This window comes from Allocoleopsis sp. (genome assembly GCF_036703385.1).
In the GTDB taxonomy this organism is placed as follows: domain Bacteria; phylum Cyanobacteriota; class Cyanobacteriia; order Cyanobacteriales; family Coleofasciculaceae; genus Allocoleopsis.
The window spans coordinates 1-8,767 of record NZ_DATNPA010000438.1 but is presented as its reverse complement, the minus strand read 5'-3'; the positions used below and the strand labels follow the sequence as shown (position 1 = coordinate 8,767).

Here is an 8,767-nt window from a genome sequence, read left to right as displayed (position 1 = left end):
AAGATAAAACGCAGGGTATAGGCATGGGGATAGCCTTCCACTTCCAGCCAAATCAAGTCGCTGTCTGCTTCACAGGTGATTTTTTCCTCATCCATCAACTCATCTGCCATCTGGCTCATTGTCTGGGCTAACTGCCCTACTAATCGGCAAAAGTCATCTAACTCTGCCTTAGTTAGCTCGATCGCCCAATCATCTCCACCGACTAATCCTTGATAGTTCGTGGCTTGAGGATTCCAACCCAAACGCCAACCGGCTCCAGTTTTAACAACCCTTTCCATGTCTAAGGTTTGAGTAATTGAGCATCGCCGGGTTTAGGGAGAGAGGGCGCTGTGCTGGGACTGGAGGAGGTGGGTGGGGGCGGCGCTGCGCTGGGTGTTCCACTGGTTGGCTGTGCAGGTGCTTGGGTCGTATTGGTATTGAAGATGCTAACTAAGACATTGACCAAAGCCTCTCGCTGTGAGCGAGTCAGCTTTTCAATAGCCTTGCGATCGCTTTCCATCGGATTTTCTTTTAAGATTTCAGCGCTGGGATATTGGGATTCCACCAAGTAATTGTTCGCACCCAAGTAGTCAGCGAAGGTCAACTTCCAATCCAACCGATACATTGGTGGACGGCGTTTCACAAAGATGTGATACCGCATTAAGCGACTGATCAGGGTGTTATTTTCATCGACTTTCCCAGTCTCTTTACTGACATACTGGTTCTCTAGTGGCAGATTGGGTAATAACTCATAAACTCGCCGCCCAGCATTTTGGGGTATGGAAAATTGGGCGGCAGCAGGCTGTACACCAAGCCACTTAAAGATACTGGAGCCTCTAACCTCTGCGGGTCCTAAAAAAAGACAGATGCCCGTTAATGTGGCAATTGTTAAACGTAGCGTCAGCCGCCACTTGATACCTTTTCGGTTCGCTTTAAGCATTTTGAACGCGAGAGCGATTATGTGTGGGGACAAGTTTAGCGGCTATCTTTATGTGGATACACTATAAAATTCCAGACAAACCCGCCCCGGCCTTGATTGAGAGCTATTTGTCGTGAGTCTAATCCCCAATAATTTCTGGTTGAGTCAATTCATCGGACATCTCGATAATTGCCCGTAGCACTGGCTTCATCATGGGATCATCAATATTCTCAAAGTCTTCATAGCGACGGCGTTTAGCACGATTCGCTACTTGCACGGTAATCCGATAGCGATTGGAAGCTGCACTGATCAGCTCCTCGGCGCGATGCATAATTTGACTCGAATCAAACTGGTGGTAACGTTTGTGCAGCATCAATCGTCGTTAGAAGTTGTTGTCAGAGGTTGAAAAACAAGTTCTTAGCGTCAAGCCTCAGGGGCTGACTAGCTAAAGCCAGATTTCAACCTCCAGTCTAACAGGAGTCCGGGGTGACAAGTGTGGGGCTGACATCCTTCGTCGGCAGAGGGACAAAATACCCGCATGACAAAGTTGCCAAAATGGAATAATTCACCAAGAGGAGTATTGTTGCACTGACGGTGTTCCTCTAGAATGACTAGGTTAATGTTAGGGCTTTTTATACAACCGTCCTAAGCGAGATTGCCATATCTTGCTGAAACGTAGCATTCCCAGTGGCGATCGCACTTCAACCTTGAAGTTGGAGGAAAACGGCTAAGACAAACGTAAAAGTCTCGCAAATTATACAGCCAGAAGATAGAAGAGTTGATGAAGATATCAACCTTCTCCTGACATCAACACGAGAAGCTTGTCAATAATGATTGAAAGGCGCTCACTTAACGCTCGGTGCAAGTAATAGCGTAAGATTATGTAAATTCTTGTAAATGTGTCGAGTTGTTGATAAAACCTGACTGACTACTACTGCTTATGCAAACACTTGTTAGTCCTAGCTTCCAGTCAATCCGTCCCACCCATCAAGTACCCTTAAAAATCGTTGTCCTCGGTGACAGCCTGATCTATGGATTTGGTGACCCAGAAGGAGGCGGCTGGGTAGAGAGACTGCGACGCCAGTGGATGTCGCCAGATAGCCCCGGTCATATTCTCTACAATTTGGGTGTTCGGGGCGATGGAGTCAAACAAGTGCAAGCGCGGCTTGAACATGAATTTAAGCATCGCGGTGAACTCAAGAATCGTGTCCCAGATGCCATTATCCTTTCGATTGGTGTGAATGATTCTGCCCGTCTTGGTCGTCCTGATGGGCGAAATTATACAGATTTTGAGACTTTCCAGGCAGAACTCGCTAACCTGCTCCATCAAGCGGGGCAACTGTGTCCGGTGTTCTTTGTCGGTATGGTGCCGGTGAATGAAGCGAAGATGCCGTTTCTCAATTGCTTCTACTTCAATCATGCTGACCAGTACCGCTACAAAGAAGCGACGCGAATTGCCTGCCTAAAGCATCAGATTCCTTATCTGGATATTTTTGATCTGTGGCGATCGCGCGGTCATGATTGGTGTATCAAACACTTATGTTCAGATGGTCTGCACCCCAACGTTGCCGGTTATCAAACGCTACTCCAAGATGTCCTCAACTGGGAAGCCTTCAACCACCTATCAGAGCCAATCTTAGCGACAGCCTAAACTATCTCGCGTTGAGACACCGGTTAAGGGATTCACCCCGCTGGCTTTGTCGCACAGAAGAGACACTTGATAGCGATCGATAATCGCATCTGAAAAATCAGCGCCAGTGATGTCGGCGTCGTAGAAACGAGAGCGTATCATCGTGGCTTCTTGGAAGATAGCATTCTTCAAATTAGCATTATCCAACGTCACTCGGTCTACCAACGCGCCCGTAAGATTTGCTCCTTCCAAATTGGCCCCCAACATCACTCCTTTCGTCAGGATAGCGTTGGTCAGGTCAGCTCCTTGGAAGTTAGTCCCCCGCATCTCAGCTGCCACGAAAACTGCACCAACTAAATTCTTTTTGGAAAAGTCACGATTGGTTAAATCGGTACTACTGTAGTTAATGCTGCTGTCTTGAGCATAGGCGGGAGTGGCAAATAGCATGACCCACAGCCACGCCAACGCGATCGCTAAAATTATTCTCAGAAAAGCTTGTAGAAAGGGCTTAAGCTCTTTCAAACTCAATATTTCCATTTTGATCTTCCTTTTTTTCCTCCTCTGAGTTCTCTGCGCCTAGAGTGGTTCGTTATCAATATAGACTCTACTGGACGCCCTAGTGCAGCACAGCAGAGATAAATGACCAGCTTGTCAATCTGTCCTAATCCCATAAACACTAACTATTTAGCCTGCTGTTCACTGTTCACTGATACTAGCCGCTTGGTGTTTGCGCCATTCTTGCAGCCATACGAGACTTAAACGCCTCAATTATCTCCGGTGTCGCTTCCGTGGTTTGCCACGACAGACGAGTCATCAACCGATCGCACCAAGCCGTCAATTTAGGATAATCACCAGTCAAAGACACACCCCCTCTGAACAACCAGGGGACTATAGTGCCAGCCACAACCTCGGCTAAAGTTAGGTTTTGACTGCCAAAGTAAGGGCGATCATCCAATAAATTCTCAAAAAACTTCAGTACCGTTGATGCCTTCTGCTTTGCCTGCTCAATTTTTTCGGGATTTCCGACCGGGAGGCCTAAGATCACCCCAGATAGTGTCATCGTGGCAGGTAATAGCTCATTCACCGTTACCAGTTGCACCATGCGAGCGATCGCTAAATCCTTCGCATCAGTTGGCAACATCACCGGATTAGGGTACTTTGCCTCTAAATAATCTAAAATTGCCAACGATTCCACCACATTAAAGCCGTCGTCTACCAAAACGGGAATATGGTGGAAGGGATTGAGTGCTAGAAATTCAGGTTGAAACTGTTCGCCATCCAGTTTCACCTCTACTAACTCAAACTCAAGTTCTTTCTCCAGTAGCGTAATCCAGACACGGCGGGAATTTGGAGAAATCGGTTCGTGATATAGCTTCAACATGGGATAAAACTCACAGCTTGATCAAATAAAATGGGCTTTGCTAATCAAATTTACGTTCCAGCCAATCTTCACCCACTCGAATTGTCAAATCAGATTCGATATCACCTGTAGAAGATGCCTCTACTCTACCGAGTCCTAGGATTTTTTTGAGAGTAGCCGCTGCTTCTAAGTCGCCTTGCTGGACGATAATCTGAGTTTGGGGCTGACGATCAGTCCAGCCTTTGATAATATAAACGTTACGAAAATTTTTGGACGCTAAATACCGGGCAACTCGCTGACTTAGTTGTGGATCATCTGTCGCATTTTGAATCGCAATTCGCACACCCTCAGATGAGCTGCGAGGCTCTAAGGCCGTCCAAGCCGGATTTTGCTGGAAATACTCACGCATCACGCGATCGCGTCTAGATGAATCAATGAGCCAATAGCTGCCGATGAATTCCTTGCGATCACTGAAGCGACCGGGCAAGAGTACCATTTTGACATCATCTTGCTGTAGCTTTAGACCAAAGCCTGCGATCGCTAGCATTTCTTCCAGGCTCAGGTTTGTATCCACATATTGCTGCATGACCTGAATCACTTGAGGTAAACGCGATAACACCGTTGGACTGCCCAGACGCTGCCGCAATGCCTTTAGGAGTGCCTGCTGCCGTTGTACCCGACCAATATCACCATTCTGATCTTTGCGGAACCGCGCAAATTGTTCGGCTTGGTCTCCATTTAACATTTGCCACCCTTGCTCTAAATTAATGTTCAGATTTTGAGTGACATCTGTATATTTCATGGGGTAGGGCACAAAGACCTCAATCCCACCCACGAGGTCAACCAACTCTCGAAACGCCTCGGTTGTGACGCGCACGTATCGGTCAATCGGCACATCATTGAGAGTACGGCTGACAACCCGTGCAGCTAAAGCCGCGCCCCCCTCAACATTGGCATCATTGATTTTTCCAAGGCCGACCCCTGGAATGTTGACTTGAGTATCCCGTGGAATGGATAGCATTCTCACCGAATTATCGGTAGGGTCTAGTCGTAAGAGCAGCATCGTATCACTGCGACCAGCGAAGACTTCCGTTGAGTTCTTCTGAGCGTCTGGAACTCGGTCTATTCCCATCACCAGGATATTGACGGGTCTAGCGATTTTGTACTGAAAGCCTCGACCCCACAAGTCCCCTTTAGCACCAAGTCCTTGAGTTAAAGGTGCGATGAACGGCGACAAGGGAGTGAATAGAGCTAGGGCAGCTCCCAAGGCGGCAGAAATCGTAGCCGTGAGAACAAAAGCAGAACCCCACATAACCCAACGAACAAAGGGGCGACCTGGTGGTTTGTGCTTCTTTGAGTTGGGGATAGTCGTTCCAGTGTCTGGGGTCGATTGTGAGTTAGCCTTATCCTCGCTGATATGGGTATCAACACTCATCTGAGAATTAGTAGGACTTTTTGACGACTGAAGTCCTCTACCGGTTGGAGATGCTTCCAAACTTTCCTTCACCCTCACCTCAATACAACAACTCTAGACTAGGTCTACAGTTTGACTGAATTCTGAAATTCCTTGCAGGATTATAACGTTACCGACTCGATTCCCGATCCAGGAAATAGCTTGAAAGTAAGGCAGAGGATACAAGGCACAAGGCAGTCCCGATGAAAAAAGTTCACAGCCATGAATGAAAGTGGTTTTCCTATTCCCGACTCCCCACTTTCAAGTCAGAAGGCAAGCTTGTACGGGCAAGGCAAGGCTAGGATAAAGCAGAAAATTTAGTTAGCTCTGCAAGCTATATGGATAAATCCTTGATACCTGTGATTCTGGCTGGTGGCAAAGGAGAGCGTTTTTGGCCTTTGAGCCGGAAGCACCGACCGAAGCAGTTTTTAAGTTTAGATGGTAGCGGTAAGAGCCTTTTGCAGGCAACGGCTGACCGGCTCAGTGAGTTAGCCGGAAGCTCTGAGAAGTTGTGGGTCGTGACTTCAGCTCAACTGGCTCAAGGGGTGCGAGAACAGCTCCCTGACCTTTTAGAGAAAAATGTGTTAGCGGAGCCGGAGGGGCGTGATACGGCTCCAGCCGTGGCTTGGTCTACGCTGGAGATTGCACGAACCTATGGGGAAGATGCTGTGGTGGCCTTTTTCCCGGCTGACCACTGGATTGAAGACCAGCAGGCGTTTCAAGACACCATCCAAGCGGCGGCTGAACTGGCGTCCAAGGAAGACGCGATTGTTACACTGGGCATCACGCCGAACCATCCTTCTACAGGTTACGGGTACATCGAGCAAGGCGAACAGACAGGAACGTTTGGCGGATTGCCTGTGTATAAGGTGACGCGCTTTACAGAAAAGCCTGATCGCGCAACGGCTGAGCAGTTTCTGGCTACCGGTCGATTCAGCTGGAATAGTGGGATGTTCATTTTCCGGGCTGGGGTGGTATTGAATGAACTCCGTACTTATTCACCGGAAATTATTGACCCCCTGGAAGAAAAAGGTGTAGAAGCGTATCACCAGCTACCGAAGAAAAGTGTTGACTATGCATTGATGGAAAAGACCCAACTGGCCTATGTGTTACCCGCATCCTTTGGTTGGGATGATTTGGGGGATTGGAATGCGATCGAACGCCTGCTTAAGGGGGATGCGCCCAATGTGGAGCTGGCGAAGCATGTGGGGATGGATACGAAGGGAGCCATTCTTTACGCCAGTGATAACGATGAAGTGATTGTGACCATTGGTTTAGAGGATGTGGTTGTGGTGCGCGATCGCAACGTCACCTTAATCGTGAAAAAAGACCGGACACAGGAGATTAAGCAGGTCGTTAAAACGCTTCAAGATGACCCGAAACTGCAAGACTTGTTGTAAACCGGTCAGCTCAACCAACACGAGAGCGATACAATTTCATACTCCAGGTACATTTGCACTCACCAGGGTTTAACGTTACAACATTCAATACATAGTGCTGTGTTCACCTGGCTGGCTGCATCTTATATTACGTTGAATATCAGCCATAGGGGCAGCTCTACCTTGCCCCTACCCTCCAGGGATAGAACAAAATCGTATCCAATAGCCCAAAAGCAAAAGAGTATTTTGTTTTTGCTTCTACCTTTTCCTTCCTAACCTTGGTGACGCCTAAACGATGTTTTCCTTAACTCAAACTACTTCTCGACAACGTGAAATCATCGAGGTCGTCTTCGGCAACGGCTGGGACTACATGCGAGGACTGCTGACGGGTGGTAAGACTGACGAACCGAATCTGCCACCCCCCGCCGTTCTTCGTAAAGTTTTAGTAGAGTTGGGCCCCGTCTACGTCAAACTAGGACAATTGCTGAGTACTCGTCCTGATCTGTTGCCAGGGGAATATGTGGAAGCCCTAACTGACTTGCAAGCGAATGTGCCAGCGGTGGGCTGGAGTGAGGTAGAAATCCAGATACGGCAACAATTACGGCAGCCCTTGGAGGACGTTTTTTCCAGCATCAACCCCCAAGCGGTTGCGGCGGGTTCGATCGCTCAAACTCACCGAGCCACCTTAAAAACAGGTCAAGAGGTTGCCCTGAAGGTGCAGCGTCCTGGCATTGAGGCCATTGTCGCTCAGGATATTGCTCTGATTCGGGGTCTAGCGGATTTGGTGTCTCGCACTAACTTTGGGGAGGACTACGACATTATTGGCTTAGCCGAGGAGTTTGCCACAGCTCTGCAAGCCGAGTTAGATTTCACTCAGGAGGCGGGTTACACCGACCAACTGCGCCGCAACTTATCGACGAGTCGCTGGTTTGACCCAACCAAGCTCGTAGTGCCAGAGATTTATTGGCATTTGACAACTAAAAAGCTGATGGTAATGGAATGGCTCGATGGTGTGCCAATTCTGTTAGCGAAGTTACCATCAATGCGGGATGGGAAGGATGCAGACACGCAGCGTAAAGAAATCACCACGCTTTTGTTTCGCGCTTTCTTGCAGCAACTTTACATCGACGGCTTTTTCCATGCCGATCCTCATCCAGGTAATTTGTTTTATCTGAGTGATGGTCGCTTGGCGCTCTTAGACTGTGGGATGGTGGGGCGCTTAGACCCGCGCACACAGCAGATTTTAACGGAAATGTTGTTAGCGATCGTGGACTTAGATGCCCAGAGGTGTGCTCAGCTAACCTTGGAACTGGCGGAGTCGAATCAACCTGTCAGTTTATCGCGACTGGCGAATGATTACGATCGCATGTTGCGCAAGTATTACAATATCAGCCTGTCCCAAATCAACTTCAGCCAGGTCTTTTATGAGGTGCTGCAAGTCGCTCGTAACAACAAGATTCGCTTGCCTAGCAATATGGGTTTGTATGCGAAAACTCTAGCTAATTTGGAGGGAGTGGCTCGGAGTTTTGACCCTGAAATTAACCTCTTAGACGAAATCAAGCCGCTGATGACCGATATGTTTCGGCGTCAGCTACTAGGAAATAATCCCTTACAAACTGTTCTGAGAACTGCCCTCGATCTCAAGAGCCTATCTTTGCAATCTCCGCGTCAGTTAGAGTTACTCTTAGATCGGGTAACTTCAGAAACTTTAAGGTGGAATATAACCATACGAGACCTTGACCCTTTACGTCGTAGTATGGATGATTCGGCAAATCGGCTATCGTTTAGTGTGGTCGTTGGGTCATTGATTATCGGCGCAGCCATTATTTCTAGTAATGCACAGACGAGTCAGTTGTCTTTGATTAGTAATGTACTATTTGCTGCTGCCAGTTTTTTGGGTCTGTGGCTGGCAATTAGTATTCTTAGATCCGGTCGTTTAAGGTGAGGCGCAAGATAGGGGCGTGTGTAAAAGGAGAATAATTAACTGAACTAGAGAATAATTAATTGAACTGGAGAATAATTAATTGAACTGGAGAATAATTAGCTG

The 8,767-nt window shown here is 47.9% G+C and carries 9 protein-coding genes; 3 read left to right on the top strand and 6 right to left on the bottom strand.

The annotated features are described in order from the left end of the window. The 3 genes from V6C93_RS21540 to V6C93_RS21530 all read right to left on the bottom strand — a co-directional run. The coding region (locus V6C93_RS21540; protein WP_333478727.1) for a DUF1818 family protein at window positions 1-278 on the bottom strand (278 nt) is incomplete at its 3' end. Window positions 279-280: 2 nt separating this feature from the next. Continuing rightward, complete coding sequence (locus tag V6C93_RS21535; protein WP_333478726.1) at window positions 281-919, bottom strand: hypothetical protein; 639 nt, start codon at window positions 917-919, stop codon at window positions 281-283. Between the two features lie 118 nt (window positions 920-1,037). Continuing rightward, entirely contained in the window at window positions 1,038-1,271 is a 234-nt protein-coding gene (locus V6C93_RS21530) for a DNA-directed RNA polymerase subunit omega (RefSeq protein ID WP_015180633.1), read from the bottom strand. Window positions 1,272-1,838: 567 nt separating this feature from the next. Here V6C93_RS21530 and V6C93_RS21525 point away from each other — a divergent pair. Then, window positions 1,839-2,549, top strand: coding sequence for a GDSL-type esterase/lipase family protein (locus V6C93_RS21525; protein WP_333478725.1), 711 nt, complete (start codon window positions 1,839-1,841; stop codon window positions 2,547-2,549). On the opposite strand, the gene V6C93_RS21520 is transcribed toward V6C93_RS21525, so the two are convergent. From V6C93_RS21520 to V6C93_RS21510, 3 genes are all read right to left on the bottom strand, one after another. Then, window positions 2,535-3,065, bottom strand: coding sequence for a pentapeptide repeat-containing protein (locus tag V6C93_RS21520; protein WP_333478724.1), 531 nt, complete (start codon window positions 3,063-3,065; stop codon window positions 2,535-2,537). The genes V6C93_RS21525 and V6C93_RS21520 overlap by 15 nt on opposite strands. Window positions 3,066-3,240: 175 nt before the next feature. Continuing rightward, complete coding sequence (locus V6C93_RS21515) at window positions 3,241-3,909, bottom strand: glutathione S-transferase family protein (RefSeq protein ID WP_333478723.1); 669 nt, start codon at window positions 3,907-3,909, stop codon at window positions 3,241-3,243. Window positions 3,910-3,949: 40 nt separating this feature from the next. Beyond that, window positions 3,950-5,383 carry an LCP family protein gene (locus V6C93_RS21510; protein WP_333478722.1) on the bottom strand — a complete coding sequence of 478 codons (1,434 nt, stop codon included), beginning with the start codon at window positions 5,381-5,383 and terminating at the stop codon, window positions 3,950-3,952. Window positions 5,384-5,679: 296 nt separating this feature from the next. On the opposite strand from V6C93_RS21510, the gene V6C93_RS21505 reads away from it, so the two are divergent. Both V6C93_RS21505 and V6C93_RS21500 read left to right on the top strand, forming a co-directional pair. Continuing rightward, window positions 5,680-6,741 (top strand): mannose-1-phosphate guanylyltransferase, encoded by a 1,062-nt coding sequence (locus V6C93_RS21505; protein ID WP_333478721.1) that lies wholly within the window; start codon window positions 5,680-5,682, stop codon window positions 6,739-6,741. Window positions 6,742-7,015: 274 nt separating this feature from the next. Then, window positions 7,016-8,665, top strand: coding sequence for an AarF/ABC1/UbiB kinase family protein (locus V6C93_RS21500; RefSeq protein WP_333478720.1), 1,650 nt, complete (start codon window positions 7,016-7,018; stop codon window positions 8,663-8,665). The last annotated feature ends 102 nt before the right edge of the window (window positions 8,666-8,767 follow it).